This is a genomic window from Herbidospora sp. NBRC 101105 (genome assembly GCF_030269205.1).
GTDB lineage: Bacteria > Actinomycetota > Actinomycetes > Streptosporangiales > Streptosporangiaceae > Herbidospora > Herbidospora solisilvae.
Genome location: NZ_BSSX01000002.1, coordinates 708,840 through 723,631 on the forward strand (window position 1 = coordinate 708,840; position 14,792 = coordinate 723,631).

Annotated in this window: 6 protein-coding genes; 5 read left to right on the top strand and 1 reads right to left on the bottom strand. The window is 72.4% G+C overall.

Features of this window, described 5'->3' with window-relative positions:
- Positions 1 to 139: 139 nt before the first annotated feature.
- Positions 140 to 697, top strand: a complete 558-nt coding sequence (locus QSK34_RS12055; RefSeq protein WP_285583252.1) for a hypothetical protein — start codon at positions 140 to 142, stop codon at positions 695 to 697.
- A 318-nt stretch (positions 698 to 1,015) separates the two neighbouring features.
- On the opposite strand, the gene QSK34_RS12060 is transcribed toward QSK34_RS12055, so the two are convergent.
- Complete coding sequence (locus QSK34_RS12060; protein WP_285583254.1) at positions 1,016 to 4,405, bottom strand: discoidin domain-containing protein; 3,390 nt, start codon at positions 4,403 to 4,405, stop codon at positions 1,016 to 1,018.
- Between the two features lie 518 nt (positions 4,406 to 4,923).
- Between QSK34_RS12060 and QSK34_RS12065 the strand changes: the two genes are divergently transcribed.
- From QSK34_RS12065 to QSK34_RS12080, 4 genes are read left to right on the top strand one after another with little or no spacing between them, the layout of a single operon-like run.
- Positions 4,924 to 10,200 (top strand): non-ribosomal peptide synthetase/MFS transporter, encoded by a 5,277-nt coding sequence (locus tag QSK34_RS12065; protein ID WP_285583256.1) that lies wholly within the window; start codon positions 4,924 to 4,926, stop codon positions 10,198 to 10,200.
- The gene (locus tag QSK34_RS12070) at positions 10,197 to 10,517 is read left to right on the top strand and encodes an acyl carrier protein (protein WP_030454484.1); all 321 of its coding nucleotides are present in this window, start codon (positions 10,197 to 10,199) and stop codon (positions 10,515 to 10,517) included. Before QSK34_RS12065 ends, QSK34_RS12070 begins: the two co-directional genes overlap by 4 nt.
- Positions 10,505 to 11,743 carry a glycosyltransferase gene (locus tag QSK34_RS12075; RefSeq protein ID WP_285583259.1) on the top strand — a complete coding sequence of 413 codons (1,239 nt, stop codon included), beginning with the start codon at positions 10,505 to 10,507 and terminating at the stop codon, positions 11,741 to 11,743. The genes QSK34_RS12070 and QSK34_RS12075 overlap by 13 nt, the downstream gene beginning before the upstream one ends.
- Positions 11,740 to 14,775 (top strand): non-ribosomal peptide synthetase, encoded by a 3,036-nt coding sequence (locus QSK34_RS12080; RefSeq protein WP_285583261.1) that lies wholly within the window; start codon positions 11,740 to 11,742, stop codon positions 14,773 to 14,775. The genes QSK34_RS12075 and QSK34_RS12080 overlap by 4 nt, the downstream gene beginning before the upstream one ends.
- Positions 14,776 to 14,792 lie beyond the last annotated feature (17 nt).

Below are 14,792 nucleotides of genomic sequence, written 5' to 3' on the forward strand. Positions count from 1 at the left end.
CGTCGTCATGGGACGAGAAGTCCCGGGTCAGCCGTGATCAGGGACTCATGCGCGGGCGCGGCGGGGCGCTCCAGGGTGGACCCATGACGACGAGACCCCTCTCCGGCGAATCACCGGCCCCCTCCCTCAGGCAGGGGGCATGACGTCGTCCTCCGAGAAGCTCACCCCGTTCGCCGTGGCGGGGGCGGCGAGCGCGCTCGGCTGGTTCGGCCTGGGGGCCGAGTCGGTCGTCCGGCCCGAACCGGCGGACTTCCGCGACGCCCTGGTCCTCGTGCCGTGGACGCTGCTGACCGTGACGCTGCTGGGGGTGCACATGGCGCAGCGCGACCGGACCGGGCGCGGCGGCCTCGCCGGGCTCGCCCTGATCGTGGCGGGGGCGGCGGTCGCGATCACGGGGAACGTGGGGCTGGTGCTCGGCACCGAGGCCCTGACGTTCCTGTCGTTCCCGGTCGGTCCGCTGGTGTTCTGCGCCGGGCTGGTGGTGTTCGGCGCCGCCACCTGGCGGGCGGGGGTGTTCCCCCGGTGGACGGCGGTCCTGATCGCGACGAGCCAGGTCATGACGACCACGCTGGGGGTGGCCCTGTCGATCTGGGTGCCGGTGAGCGCGCACGGGAGCTACACGGGCGGGTTGTGGCACGGGATGACCATGCTCGCCGTGGCCGTGCGCCTGAGGCGGCTCCCTTCGGTCACGGCATGAGACATCCGGCGCCGAGAGGGACGCCCGAGACAACTCGTTGCGGCGGTGCGGCGCGCGACCGGCCGGCGCCGCTCACGGCGGCCGGCCCGGAGCGGCGGGCGGTGTGGGGGTGGGCGGAGCCGTAACGGAAAGGGATCTGAAGCTGCACGGGGCCGCAGAGAAACGCGGCATTCGGGCGTCTGCCCGGAATTTCGGCATGTCGGCGCACGCGCGGCTTCGATGGAGCTCGGCCGGGAACGCCGGAAACCGCCGGGTGTCGAACCGGCGGTTTCCTTCATCGCGGGTTCGCCCGGCCCCGAGACCGGGCGAACCCCCCGCTTACACGTAGACGCCGAACTCCCAGAGCGAATAGCCCCACGGCGTGCCGCGCTGGGTCATCTCGACGCGGACGTATCGGGCCGTCGCCGTCAGGTTCAGGCTGTCGAAGCCGCCGTCGCCCGTCGTCGTCGTGTAGGACTCGGTCCATGTCGTGCCGTTGGTGCTGGTCAGGACGCGGTAGGACTTGCCGAACGCGCCCTCCCAGGCCAGTTGCACGTGCTTCACCGCCTGGTTGGAGCCCAGGTCGACCTGGATCCACTGCGGGTCGGCCCACTCGCTGGCCCAGCGGGAGGTGTAGCTGCCGTCGGTGGCGCGCGCGGCGTTGAAGGGGCCGCCGTCGCCGGTCGCCTGGAAGGTCGAGGCCGTCGTGGTCTTGCCGACCGCCACGTTGGTGCCGGGGGCGACGGGCGGCACGACGCGGAACGACTTCGTCTCGATGCCGACGTTGCCGTGGCCGTCGTAGGCGTACACGTACACCTTCCAAACGCCCATGGCCTGCGGCGCGGTCACCGAGAAGCGGCCCGGCGCGGTCTCGGTGAACCGCACGTGGTCGAAGCCGCGGTTCCCGTTGACGTGCTTGTTCGAGAACATCAGGTTGTAGCGGATCAGGTCGCCGTTCGGGTCGGTGACGCCGGTCTCCACGACGAACTGCGAGCCCGCGGGGACGGCCGTCTGGTTCTGGACCGTCATGGAGTTGATCTCCGGCGGGGTGTTGGCCGAGGCCGTGCCCGTGTACGCCCGCTTCAGCGAGTGGTAGCCGTGCCGCCGCCAGCCGCCCGTGAGGGTGTTGAGCCACACACCGCCGAAGTCGTTCTCCAGGCCGTAGTGGAACTGGGTGGCGCCCAGCGCCACGCCGGTGTGGTTGTGGATGGCGTTGTAGCTGGCGGTGTACATGTCGCGCTTCTGCAGGTCGGTCGGCTCGGCCGGCACCCCGTTGACGTCGTTGGGCACCTCCCACTCGCCGTCGGGCCCGGCCTCGGTGACGATGTAGGGCTTGGTGTAGCCGCCGTTGATCCAGTCGGTGCGGACGGTGTGGATCGCGCCGTAGGAGTTGACCGCCAGCAGGTCGAGGGCCGGCGAGTGGGCCTTGTAGTAGGTCCAGGCGAAGGTGTAGGCGTCGGTCGAGGTCACCGGGTGGTTGGGGTCGGCCGCCTTGATGGCGACCGCGACCTCGTTGACGAACTGGGCGTAGGCGACCCGCCGGGCCTCGACGGTGGCGGCGGGCAGGCCGTGGTCCTGCATCGTCAGGATGACCTCGTTGCCGACGTCCCACATCAGCACGCCCTGGCGGCCCTTGAGCGCGTTCACACGGGCCACGATCTCGGCCTTCACGGCGGTCTTGTACGCTGTGTCGTTCACGTAGTCGGCGCCCTGGTTCAGCCAGTGGCCGACGATCACCTTGATGCCGTGCTGGGCGGCCTTGTCGAGCAGCGCCGGGGTGTTGTCGTCGACGCCCCAGATGCGGATCGTGTTGACGCCCATGTTCTTCAGGTCGCGCATGTAGCCGTCGCCGGCGCCCTGCGGCGGGCCGTACGTGAGGCCCTTGACCTCCCACGGCTGGCCGTTCACCTGGAGCTGCCAGTTGCCCTGGGTGCCCGTCACCCGCACGACCGACGGCCCGGCGGGGGTGGGCGGGTCGGTCATCGCGGCCGGGGTGGCGCCGGTCTGGCGGGCGACCTGGACCCAGTCGACGCTCAGCACGCCCCCCGGCGTGGTCGCGGCCGTCGGGGTGGTCTGACCGGCCAGCGCGTTCGGCAGCGAGCCGCCGATGGCCAGGTCGAAGCGCAGGTAGAAGCCATGGTGAATGGCCGCCTGCCAGGCCGCCACGCCGACCTGGGACTCCCTGACGACCCAGGTCTGCCGGCCGTCGAGGTAGAAGCGGATCTCCTCGTCGGTCTTGGTGCGGTCGATGATCTGCGTGTACTCGTGGTAGCCGGTCTGGCAGCCGGTGCACGACGCGAAACCGCTGGTCCTGCCGTCGTACTCGTTGCAGACGCCGCCGGGCGCGGTGCCGCAGTGGAGGGTCTGGGCGAGCTGGCTGCGGCCGTTGACGTTGGTCATGATGTCGGTCTCGCCGACGCCGGGCCAGTTGGTGTAGTTGCCCCGGTAGGCGGCTCCCGTGGCGCGGAAGCCGGGCCAGTAGCCGAGAGGGTTGGCGACGTCGGGCTGCTTGAGGCGGGCGCTGAAGCGCAACATCTGGCCGGGCTGGGGGGCGAAGTCGGTGCGCTGGGTCTCGACGCGGCCGGAGGTCCAGTTGCCGGCGCCGTCCCGCAGCGCCCTGATCTCCAGGAAGCCCTGGCCGTTCAGCGACACGTTGGCCGTGGAGGCGCTCATGGTCTCGACCTCGCCGGTGCCCCAGTTGGCGGCGCCGCCGGGGTAGGAGGTGCCGGTGCGCAGCAGCCAGTTGGCGGCCGACGGGGAGGTGCCGGAGCCACCGGTGAAGTCGTCACGCCAGACCTCGGTCCAGTCTCCGGGCTGTTCCGGTTCCTGAGTGCCCCCGTCGCCCGAGTAGACCGCCATCTCCCACAGGCTGTAGCCCCAGCCGGAGTTGCGGGCGGTGCCGTGCATGCGGATGTAGCGGCCGGTCCCGCTCACGTCGATCGTCTGGGTGCCGCCGGCGCCCGTCGTGGTGCTGTGCAGGTCGGTCCAGGTCGTGCCGTTGACGCTCGACTGGATCTTGTACGCCGTCGCGTACGCCCCCTCCCAGGTCAGCACCACCTTGCAGACCGGCAGAGACGAGCCGAGGTCGACCTGGACCCACTGCGGGTCGCTGTAGGCGCTGGACCACCGGGTGGTCGCCGAGCCGTCGAAGGCGGCGCTCGCCGGGGTGCCGGCGTTCTCGACGCTGGAGGCCGTCGCGGTCTTCCCCTGGGCGACGTTGGCGGTCCCGCAGGCGCCTCCGGGGTTGCCGGTCCCGCCGCCCGGCCCGAAGACCTGGAACTCCCAGAGGGAGTAGCCGTAGCCGGTGCCACGCTGGGTGCCGTAGAGGCGGACGTAGCGCCCGGAACCGGTGACGTCGAGCGTCTGGACGCCGCCCGTGCCGGTCGTGGTGGTGTAGACGTCGGTCCAGGTCGTGCCGTTGGTGCTGGTCTGGATGGCGAAGGAGCGGCCGAAGGCGGCCTCCCAGTGCAGGACGACCTGGCTGATCTGCTGGGTGGAGCCGAGGTCGGCCTGGATCCACTGCGGGTCGCTGAAGTTGGAGGCCCACCGGGTGGTGAGGTCGCCGTCGAAGGCGGCGGCCGGGCCGAAGGCCCCGCCTTCGGAGGAGGAGGCGGTCGCGGGTTTGCCCTGCGAGATCGGCGGGTCGGCGGCCGCCGCCGGTGAGGTGACGGCCAGCCCGGACGCGACGAGCGCGACCAGGGTGGCGATGAACAGGCCTAAGCGGGACACGGCCGCTCCTTGGGGGGTGAAGGGCTTCGCGGTTGGAGAGCGCTCTCCAAATCAAGAGACTCGCGCGGGCGGCTGACAGGTGTCAAGGCCCCAATCCCCGCCGGGGAAACACCCGCGAAACACCCGGGAGGGCCGGAAGGGGGCGTCGACGCAGGTGGAGAGCGCTCTCCACGCACTGGGCCGGTTGGCCGAAACACCCGCTTTGACCTGCAGTAAGACCAGATCTGACGTCGGGCGGCCCGCCGTCGGGTTGTCAAGAGCCGGCGCTGAAGTGGGGCTGAAACTGCAGGCCGTTACCGCGATGTCATGAAACGTAATGAAATTTCGTCGTTTCCTTGACCCTGCTGAAAACGCGTCCATAGCCTCACAGAAGGGCGTCGTGGGAGCGCTCCCAAATCAGTCGGCGGGGGCGCGGATTCGTGCTGTCCGCGAGAGCGGGACGCGGACGGCCACCGGCCGGTCGCGGCTCACGCTGCGAATCGGCCCCGAAGAGGGCCTCGACGAATCCGGAGCATCTGTTGACCAGTCTCTCCCCGGCCAAACAGGCACTTCTCGCTCGCCGGCTCCAGCGCCGGACCGTCTCGGAGACCATCGCTCCCCGCTCTCCCGAGGTCGTCCCGCCGCTGTCGCACGCGCAGGAGCGCCTGTGGTTCCTGGAGCAGTACCGGGCGGGGACGACGGCGTACACGGTGCCCTACACGACCCGCCTCACCGGCGCCCTCGACGCGACGGCCTTCGCGGCGGCGGTGACGGAGGTGTCGCGCCGGCACGAGAGCCTCCGCATGCGTTTCCTCGCCTCGGACGACGGCCTGCCGGAGGTGGTCGTGGACGCCGAGCCCTCCACCGAGTTCTCCTTCGTGGAGGCCGCCTCGGAGGGGGCCGCCCGGGAGCTGATCACCGCCACGCTGGTCCGCCCCTTCGACCTGTCGGCCGGGGGGCTGCTCCGCGTCCTGCTGATCCGCCTGGCCGCCGACGACCACGTCCTGCTGATGGCCGCCCACCACGCGGTCACCGACGGCTGGTCCGCCGAGATCCTGCTGCGCGAGCTGCTGACCCTGCACGGGGGCGGCGCCCTCGACCCGCTGCCGATCCAGTACGGCGACTACGCCCTGTGGGAACGCACCCGCGACCACACCCGCGACCTCGCCTACTGGCGCGACCGGCTCACCGGGGTGCCGCCGCTGGAGCTGCCGCTCGACTTCCCCCGCCCGGCCGAGCAGACCACCTCCGGCCGCGGCCACCGCTTCCGCGTCGACCTCGACCTCCTGTCCCGGTTCGCCGACCAGGGGGTGACGCCCTACATGGTCATGCTGGCCGCGCTCCAGCTCACCCTCGGCCGGTGGTCGGGGCAGCACGACTTCGCCGTCGGCTCGCCGGTCAGCGGACGCCCGCTCGCCGAGCTGGAACCCCTCGCCGGCATGTTCGTCAACACCCTCGCGATGCGGGCCGACCTGTCGGGCGACCCCACCTTCGGGGAGTTCCTGCTCCGGGTCCGCGACTCCTGCCTGGACGCGTACGCGCACCAGGAGGTGCCGTTCGACAAGCTGGTCGGCGAGCTGAAGGTGGAGCGCGACGTCAGCCGGTCGGCGGTGTTCCAGGTGCTGCTGGCGCTGCAGAACTACGGGCCCCGGGAGGACCACGGACTGGCCGTCTCGGCCTTCCACCCCGACGTGACGGTCAGCCGCTTCGACCTGGCCTGCTACCTCTGGGACGGCGACGGCCTGGTCATCTACAACCCCGACCTGTTCCGGCCGGAGACCGTCGCCCGGCTGACCGACTCGCTGACGACCGTCCTGCGCGCCGCGCCGGAGACACCGTTGTCGCAGGTGGCGTGGGTGCCCGACGCCGACGACGTGCTGGCCCTCGGGGTCGCGGCCCCGGCCCGGCCGCTGCCCGCCCGGTTGCTGCACGAGCTGCCGCCCGTGACCGGCGACCCGGCCGTGGTGTTCGGGGGCGAGGTGGTGACGTACCGGGAACTGGACCGGCGCGCCAACCACCTGGCCCACCGGCTGCGGGCGTCGGGGGTGCGCCCCGGCGACCGGGTGGCCGTCTGCCTGGAGCAGTCGGCCGGGGTGGCCGCCGCCCTGCTGGGCGTCCTCAAGGCGGGCGCGGCCTACGTCCCCCTCGACCCGGAGCAGCCGGACGACCGGCTGGCCTACCTGATCGGCGACTCGGGGGCCCGGGTGTCGGTCACCGGACGCCCGCTGCCCGGCGGGACCGTCGAACTCGGCCTGGAACCGGGCGAGGCGGCCGATCCGCCCGACTCCGGGGTGACCCCCGACGACCTGGCCTACGTGATCTACACCTCCGGCACGACCGGCCGCCCGAAGGGCGTGGCGGTGCAGCACCGGGAGGTGCTGACCTACCTGTCCGGCGTGCGGGAGCGGTTCGGGATCGAGGAGGGGAAGGTGTTCGCCCTCCCCCAGTCGCTCGCCTTCGACTTCGGGGTGACGATCTTCTACCTGTCGCTGATGACGGGCGGCACCCTGCACCTGATCCCGCCGAAGTCGACCGGCCCGTGGCCGGTGCGCCCCGACTACCTGAAGATGACCCCCTCCCACCTGGCGGCCCTCGACGTCGAACTCCCGAAGGAACTGCTCATCCTCGGCGGCGAGGCCTCGACCGTCGGCTGGGCCTCCGAGCTGGCCGGGCGGTGCCGGGTGGTCAACCACTACGGCCCCACCGAGGCCACGGTCGGGGTGACCACCTTCGAGGTCGAGCCGGGCCAGACCGGTCAGGCCACGCTGCCGATCGGCCGGCCGCTGCCGGGGGCGCGGGTCTACGTCCTGGACGAGCACATGCGGCCCGTGCCGGCCGGGGTGACCGGTGAGATCTACCTGGGCGGCGACCGGCTCGCCCGCGGCTACCTCGGCAAGCCCGCCCTCACCGCCGAGAAGTTCCTTCCCGACCCCTACGGGCTGCCCGGTTCCCGCGTCTACCGGACCGGCGACCTCGGGCGCTGGACCAACGACGGGGTGCTGCAGTTCCTCGGCCGCCGCGACCTCCAGGTCAAGATCCGGGGCTACCGGGTCGAGCTGAGCGAGGTCGAGACGGTGCTCGCCGAGCATCCCGCCGTCGCGCAGGCGGTGGTGGAGCTGCGCGACCAGCGGCTGGTCGCCTATCTGGTCGGCGACGAGATCCCGGCCGCCGACGTGCGGGCCTGGGCGAAGGAGCGGCTGCCCGACTACATGGTCCCGGCCCGGTGGGTGTGGCTGGAGGCCCTGCCGCTCAAGGCGCACGGCAAGGTCGACCGCGCGGCCCTGCCGTCGGCCGACGAGCCGGTGCTGACCGGCCTGGTCGCGCCCGCGACGGAGGCCGAGGAGACCATCGCCGCGATCTGGGCGGCGGTGCTCGGGCTGGAACGGGTCGGGGTGACCGACGACTTCTTCGACCTCGGCGGCCACTCGCTGCTCGCCATGCAGGTGGTGGCCCGCATGCGCAAGGCCGGTCATCCGGTCACGCTGATGCGGTTGTTCACCCACCCGACCGTGCGCGAGCTGGCCCGGTCGGATTCCGGCTCCGGCGGCCTGCTCCACCGGCTGACCCCCGAGCGCAGGGTGACGGCCTCCCTCGTCTGCGCCCCCTACGGCGGCGGCAGCGCCGTCGTCTTCAAGCCGCTGGCCGACGCGATGCCGGCCGACTGGGCGCTGCACTCGATCGCCGTCCCCGGCAACGAGCTGGGCGAGGAGCCGCGCCCGGCCGAGGAGGTCGCCGACCAGGTCGCCGCCGAGATCCTGGCCACCGTCGAGGGCCGGGTCGTCCTGTACGGCCACTGCGGCGCGGGCACCACCCTCGTCGCGGCCGTCGCCCGCCGGCTCGAAGCGGCGGGCCGTCCGGCCGAGGCCGTCTACCTGGGCGGCGTCTTCCCCTTCACGCGGCCCCGGGGCCTGTTCGCCCGGGTGGGCGAGTGGCTGGAGGACCACGGCAGCGACCAGTCGCGCATCAACGGCCTGGTGGCCTCGGGCCTGGACGTGGCCGAGTTCGAGCAGGCCGAGCTCGAACTCATCGTCCGCAACCGGCGGCGCGGCACCCGCGAGGCGGAGCGGTACTTCGCCCGGCTGTTCGAGGAGGGCGCGGAGCCGCTGTCGGCCCCGGTGATCGCGGTGGCCGGGGAGCGCGACCCCGTCATGGAGTTCTACCAGGAGCGCTACCGCGAATGGCACTGCCTGTCGCGGGTCACGGCCTGTGTGGTGCTGGACGAGGCGGCGCACTACTTCGTGAAGTACCGGGCCCAGGAGCTGGCCACGATCGTGACCACGGTCCACCGGGAACTGGCGGAAGAAGCGGCCGGTGACGTGCTGCCCGCGAAGGGGACGGGCACGTGGTGGGTCGAGGGCGTCTCCCGGACGGACACCCCCGTCCCGGACGCCGGGCTGCCCGGATCGGCCGGTCCCCCACCGAGCATGCGGCGCTTCCTGGTGCTCGCCGCCGGTCAGCTCGTCTCGATGACCGGGTCGGCGCTGACCGAGTTCGCCATCCCGCTCTGGATCTACCTGGAGACCGGCTCGCTGGCGAACTTCGCGCTGTTCTCGGTGCTGGGCCTGGTGCCGGGGCTGCTCGCCGCGCCGCTCGCGGGGGCCGTGGTCGACCGGTTCAACCGGCGGGCGGTGCTGCTGTGCGCCGACCTGGCGGCCGGGGGCACCCAGCTCGGGCTGGGCCTCCTCGTCTGGACCGGAACGATACAGATCTGGCATGTCTACCCGCTGCTCGTGGGGCTCTCGGTCGCGCTCACCTTCCAGCGGGTCGCCTACGCGTCGGCGATCCCCCAGCTCGTGCCCAAGCGGTACCTCGGGCACGCCAACGGGGTCGTCGGGATGGCGACCGGGGTCGCGCAGCTCGTGGTCCCCCTGGTCGCCGCCGGGCTGCTCGCGGTGGTCGGGCTGGGCGGGATCCTGCTCATCGACGTGGTCAGCTACGCGGTCGCGATCGTCGTGCTGGCCGCGATCAGGTTCCCGCGCACCCTGCCGTGGAAGCGGCGGGAGACCGTGGTCAAGGAGATGGCCGAGGGGTTCCGCTACACCTGGGGGCACCTGGGCATCCGGCGGATGTTGTTGTTCTTCGCGTTCGTGAACCTGTTCATGTCGCCGCTGTTCCTGCTGGTCTCGCCGCTGGTGCTGAGCTTCGCCGACACGGCCGACGTGGGCCGGGTGGCGTTCTTCGGCGGGCTCGGGGTGTTCCTCGGCGGGCTCGCCATGACCTTCTGGGGCGGCCCGCGAAGGCTCCGGCTGCGCGGCCAGCTCCTCGCCACGCTCTCGCTGGCGGCGTTCGCGCTGGTCGTCGGGGTGCGCGAGGACCTCGTCGTGATCGCGGCCGGCGTCTTCGGGATGTTCGCCTCGCTCACCGTGCTGAACGGCGTCTACAACACGATCATCCAGGTCAAGGTTCCCCAGCGGTTCCACGGCCGGGTCTTCGCACTCAACCAGCTTGTGGCCTTTTCGACACTCCCTATCGGCTATGGGCTCATCGCCCCTTACGGAACGGCGCTGTTCGAGCCGCTGATGGCCGCGGACGGCCCGCTGACCAGTACGGTCGGCATGATCATCGGAACCGGGGAGGGGCGTGGGATCGCTCTCATGTACGTCCTGTTCGCCCTGGTCATGGCGGCCACGGTCGCCGTCGGGACACGGATGCGGCGGTTGTGGAACTTCGACCTGGAGGTTCCGGACGCCATCCCCGACGATGTCATCGGGTTCGCAGCGCTTGATGCGAAAGCGGGACGCGGACGGCCGGAGGCCGGCCGTGTCCCGCGCTGTGAATCCGCCTCAGGGAACAGGCACAGCACGGAGGAAAAGTGAACGAAGAGCGGGTCATGCGGCTCTGGAGCGAGATCCTCGGGGTTCCGGTCACGTCACCGGACGAGGACTTCTTCGACCTCGGCGGTCAGTCGCTCGCGATGGTGCAGTTCTTAGCCCGGGTGGAGAGCGAGTTCGGGGTGGTGCTGCCGGTCGAGGTGCTGTTCGCGGGCGACCTGACCGCGTCCGGGGCGGCACGGGCCATCCAGGAGATCCTCGACGAGGAGGGCGAGGACGTCGAGGCGCTGCTGGCCGAGGTCGACGCCCTGCCGACGGGTGAGATCAAGGCGCTCCTGGGAGACCGCACGTGGCGCGAGTGATCATGTCCACGCACGGCAGCCATGGTGACGTGCTGCCGTTCGTGGCCCTCGGCCGGGCGCTGCGCGAGCGCGGCCACGAGGTCGAGCTGCTCACCCACGGCCCCTTCCGGGACCTGGCCGAGGGGGCCGGCCTGGAGTTCACCGCGATCGACACGCGGGAGGCGTACGAGGCGAACCTGGCGGACACTCCCCCGCTGCTGGGCGCCGGCCTCGGGCGGTGGCGCGACTACTACGAGGCCAACGGGCTGTTCGAGCAGATCGTGTTCGAGATCCGGCACACGATGGAACGATACGTTCCCGGCGAGACGATCCTGGTGGGACGGCACACCACGGCCATCTCCACCCTGTTCGCGGCCGAGGCGCTCGACGCCCCGGCGGCCTGGGTCGCGGTGACGCCGATCCAGTACATGTCCGAGCGCGGCATCGCGCACACCTACGCGCGGACGATGGCCGACCGCCTCGACGCCATCCGCGCGGGCCACGGGCTGCCGCCCGTCAAGGACTGGGCGGCGTGGTTCGCCTCGGCCCACCTCGACGTGGCGCTCTGGCCCTCGTGGTTCGACCGGGCGGGCACTCCCGCGCCGAAGCGGGTGCGCCTGACCGGCGCGCCGCTCGGCGACTCGGCCGGCGACCACGAGCTGTCGCCGGAGGCCGAGGAACTGCTCGACCAGGACGCCGTCCTGGTCACCGGCGGGACCGGCCGGATGTTGCACCAGCGGTTCTACGAGGTCGCCGTCGAAGCGTGCCGGGCGGTCGGGCGGCCCGCGCTGCTGGCCGTGCGGCACCGCGACCTGGTGCCCGCGACGCTGCCCGACGGGATGCGCTGGTTCCCCGGCCTGCCGTTCGAGCGGGTCGTGCCGCGGGTGGGGGCGATCCTGCACCACGGCGGGATCGGCACCCTGATCAGGGCGGCCACCTCGGGCACCCCGCAGGTCGTCCTGGCCCACGGCTTCGACCGGGCCGAGAACGGCGCCCGCGTCGCGGCGGCCGGGCTCGGGTCGTGGTTGCCCGAGCAGCGCTGGTCGCCCGAGGAGGCGGCGGCGCTGCTGAAGGCCGCGCTGACCGGCCCGCGTGTCCGGGTGCCCGCCGACGGCGGGCTCGGCGCGGCGGCCGAGGCGATCGAGGGGCTGGCCGCGAACCCGGTCCCCTATTCGGCCAGACATCTACTCACCCGGGAGGAGCGCCTGGCGCTCGCCCGCCGACTGCGCTCAGGAGAGACGGCATGACCCCGGCCCAGTTACGCGCCTGGTTCCTCCAGCAGTTCGACCCCGAGGACGCCGCCTTCAACCTGCACCGGGTCCGGCTGCTGACCGGGCGGCTCGACCCCGCCGCGCTCGAAGGGGCGGTGACGGCGCTGGCCCGGCGGCACGAGACGCTGCGGACCCGCTTCCCCGCCGTCGACGGGCGGCCGGTGCTGGTCGTCGAACCGGCCGCGCCGGTCGAGGTGGAGTGGCTGCGCGCCTCGTCCACCGAGGAGGCGGAGACGCTCGTCGCCGAACGCACCAACCGGCCCTTCGACCTGGTCGCCGACCTGCCGTTCCGGGTGTCGGTGATCGGCCTGGGGCCCGAGAGCCACGTGCTGGTGCTGGTGACCCACCACATCATCGCCGACGGCTGGTCGCTGGACGTCCTCATGGACGACCTGGTGGTCTTCTACGGCGGCGGCGAACCCGATCCGCTGAAGGTCACCGCCCGGGAGCACGCCGCGTCCACGCCGGAGATCGACCCGAAGGAGCTGGAGTACTGGCGGGAGCGCCTGGCGAACCCGCCGACCCTGGAGCTGCCCTCCGACCGGCCGCGCCCGGCCGAGCGGATCGGGCACGGCGACGAGATCGCGTTCCGGCTCCCGGCGGCGCTGGTCTCCCGGCTCTCGGAGGTGGCCCGCGGCTCGCGGTGCACGCTGTTCGCGCTGCTGCTGGCCGCCTACCAGGTGCTGCTGTCGCGGCACTCCGGCCAGGACGACGTGACCGTCGGCGTGCCCGACGGCGGGCGGGACACCGAGGAGGCCCAGGCGCTGGTCGCCGGGTTGTCGGGCATGCTGGTGCTGCGCGGCGACCTGTCCGGTGACCCGCCGTTCCAGAAGTTCCTGCGGAGCACGATGGCCTCCCTGCTGGGGGCGCTGTCGCGGCGGCGGGTGCCGTTCGAGCGGCTCGTCGAGGAGCTCGACATCGGCCGCGACCTCAGCGTCACGCCGTTCTACCAGACCACGCTCACCCTGCACCCGGGCGAGCTGGAGCGCGAGCAGCGCTTCTCCGGGCTGACCGCGACCCCCTTCCCGCACGGGTGGAAGTGGGTGCGCTGCGACGTCGCTGTGGACGTCTTCTGGGCCGGCGACGACAGCGGCGACCTGGTGACCGTGGTCCGCTACGACACCGACCTGTTCGACGAGCCGACCGTCGCGGCCCTGTTCGAGCGCTGGCGGGTGCTGCTGCACGGCGTCGCCGACGACCCGGCGCTGCCGCTCTCGCGGTTGCCCCTCATGACCGACGGCGAGCGGGAGAGGCTCGTCACCACGTGGAACGCCACCGAGCGGCCCATCCCGGCGCCGCTGCCCCGCCTGTTCGCCGACCAGGTGGCCCGCACGCCCGAGGCGATCGCCTTCTCCGACGGCGAGCACGTGCTGACCTACGCCGAACTCGACCAGGCCGCGGCCCGGATCGCGGGGCGGCTCGGCGACCGGCGCGGGTCGGTCGTCGCGGTGTGCGTCGACCGGTCGGTGCGGGTGCTGCCCGCGCTGCTCGGCGTGATGCGGTCGGGGGCGGCCTACCTGCCGATCGACCCCGACAACCCGCCGGCCCGCATCCAGTACATGCTGGAGGACTCCGGCGCGGTGCTGGTGCTGGCCGACGAGGGGCCCGCCGAGCGGCTGCCGCCGGGCGTCGAGGTCGTCACGGTGTCGGAGGCCCTCGCCGCCGACCCGTCCGAGGGGTTCCCGCCGGGGCCGGACGACCACGCGTACACCCTCTACACCTCCGGCTCCACCGGGCGGCCCAAGGGGGTGGTGATCCGGCACTCGGCGCTGGCGAACTTCCTGGCCGGGATGGCCGACCTGCTGGGGTCGGACCCCGGGCAGGTCTGGCTGGTGTTGTCGTCGGTGTCGTTCGACATCTCGGCGCTGGAGCTCTACCTGCCGCTGATCGGCGGGGGCAGGGCGGTCATCGCGGGGCGGGACGTCGCGGTCGACGGCGCGGCGCAGATCAAGCTCATCCGGGACGCCGGGATCACCCACATCCAGTCGACGCCGTCGGGCTGGCGGGTGCTGATCGAGGCCGGGTTCTCCGACCCGGCGATCACCGGGCTGGTCGGCGGCGAGGCGCTGCCAGAGGAGCTGTCGCGCGAGCTGCGGCCGAGGCTCGGCCGCCTGGTCAACGTGTACGGCCCCACCGAGACCACCATCTGGTCCACCACCTGGGAGGTGCCCCCCGGCGGCGGGGAGCCCCGGATCGGGCGGCCGATCGCCAACACCACCTGCTACGTCGCCGACCGCGCGGGCGGCGTCGCGCCGACCTTCGTCGCCGGTGAGCTGCTCATCGGCGGGGCCGGGGTGGCCGACGGCTACCACGGCCGCCCGGAGCTGACCGCCGAACGTTTCGTCGAGTTCGAGGGTGAGCGGGTCTACCGGACCGGCGACCGGGCCCGGTGGGGCTTCGACGGGAACCTGGAGTTCCTCGGACGGATGGACAACCAGGTCAAGGTCCGGGGGTTCCGGGTCGAACCCGGCGAGGTCGAGGCGGCGATCCTCACCTGCCCCGGGGTCGACCAGGCGGCGGTGACCGCGCGGGGCGACATCCTCGTCGGCTACGTCGTCGGCGACGCCGACCTCGGCGACCTGCGCGACCACCTGGAGAAGATCCTTCCGGCGTACATGATGCCGGCGCTCTGGACCCGCCTGGCCGCGATGCCGATGACCATCAGCGGCAAGGTCGACCGCAAGGCGCTGCCCGATCCGGTGGCCGAGAGCGGGGCCGCGTTCGTCGAGCCGCGCACCGACGCCGAACGCCTGGTGGCCGACATCTGGCAGGAGGTCCTCGGCCTCGAACGGGTCGGCGCGCTCGACGACTTCTTCGCCGTCGGCGGCCACTCCCTGATCGCGGTACGGGTGGCGGCCCGCATCCGCGCGATCATCGACCTCGACGTGCCGATCCGGTATCTGTTCCTCCGCCGGACGGTCGAGGAGCTGGCCAGGACCATCGAGGACCTGCTGGCCGAGGAGTTCGACGCCCTCACCGACGAGGAGGCGGCGCGGCTGGTGGATTGACAGGGCACGTCCCGGAT